1 protein-coding gene is annotated in these 1,369 nt (G+C 37.1%); it reads left to right on the forward strand.

Translation table 11 applies throughout. The annotated features are described in order from the left end of the window. Positions 1-966: transposase (locus tag AMM48_RS22020; RefSeq protein WP_198413580.1), on the forward strand; the 966-nt coding region annotated here is incomplete at its 5' end. Positions 967-1,369: the final 403 nt, after the last annotated feature.

The following is a 1,369-nucleotide window of genomic DNA, read 5'->3' on the forward strand; positions in this document are numbered from 1 at the left end:
ATATCACATGATTTAAAACAGCAGGGCAAGCTTGATAAAAGTGCTAATAAAATTAAAGCATTTTTAGCAATGAATGAAGAAAAGTTAGGCAGTCGTAAGACGCCTGTGAAAAGTAATATCACCGACCCAGATAGTGCGAAAATGACCACCAGTAAAGGCACTATTCAAGGCTACAATGGCATTGCCATTAACGACGATAAACATCAAATCATCTTACAAGCGCAAACATGGGGTTCAGTTGGTGAACAACAAACCTTAAAACCTGCCATCGAACAGCTGCAAGCACAACTTACCAAGTTAGGCACTCCTGATACTTTTTCAACCACTAAATTTACCGCAGATAGCGGTTTCCATAGTGAAGTTAATCTTGAATTCATGGCAAGCACTGGGCTCGATGCTTACATGGCTGATAGTGCCTTTAGAAGTCGTAACCCCTTATTTAGTCAAAGTGAAACGTATCAAACAGAGCAAGAGAAACGACGATTAAAACGAAGTAAAGGTCGGTCTAGATTATTTAATAGTAATGACTTCTACTTTGATGAAAAGAAACAAACGTGCCATTGCCCAGCAGGTAAGGAAATGTGGTTGAGTGTTAAAAATATCGAAACAGCAGGTCGGCATTATGTTCGCTACTCAGGGTATTTAAAAGATTGCCGCGTTTGCCCATTACAAACTCAATGCATGAGAAAGAAACCTATAAAACAAGGTCGGCAGGTTCAGTTTGAAACGAATATAAAAGATAAAATTATCTCATATACCGATAAAATGCGAGTAAAAATAGACAGTAGTCCTGGCAGGCGAGAATATAGTAAACGACTAGGTGCTATTGAGCCTGTATTCGGTAATATTACGGTGAATAAAGGGATGAATAAATTCACGCTGCGCGGCCAAGATAAAGTGAATACGCAATGGCAAATGTACTGTCTTGTTCATAATATAGAGAAGTTAAGGAATAGTTTACATTAACGGAAGGGCTCAGCCCTTAACTCAATAAATCCCGCATATTTAGCCCTCTAATCCCATTTATGACTCAATTTAATCAATTAGTTAATAAAAACAAAATAATCTATTTAATCTCAAGTAAATGTAAGCTACTGTCATTTTTATTTAAAATAAACAGGCTGAAAATGAGAAATTCTACAGCCTCGTTAGGAGTATCTTTGAATTACGAGCAATATAAAAAGCTTCTCCCTCTCTCAGAGTTAATAGTGAAAGCATTTTCAATATCAACTTTAGTATTATTAGTTTCTTTTTTTATCAGCCAATACTTGGGTGATTGGCAGTGGTTCGCTAGAGGCGGGTCTTTTTTTTTTTTTTTTCGGGGAATTAGCCCCGCCTTACAGATTTAAGGGGGGAATGAAAAAAAAGG

The sequence above is a fragment of the Thalassospira sp. GB04J01 genome, from assembly GCF_000751115.1.
In the GTDB taxonomy this organism is placed as follows: Bacteria; Pseudomonadota; Alphaproteobacteria; order Rhodospirillales; family Thalassospiraceae; genus Thalassospira; species Thalassospira lucentensis.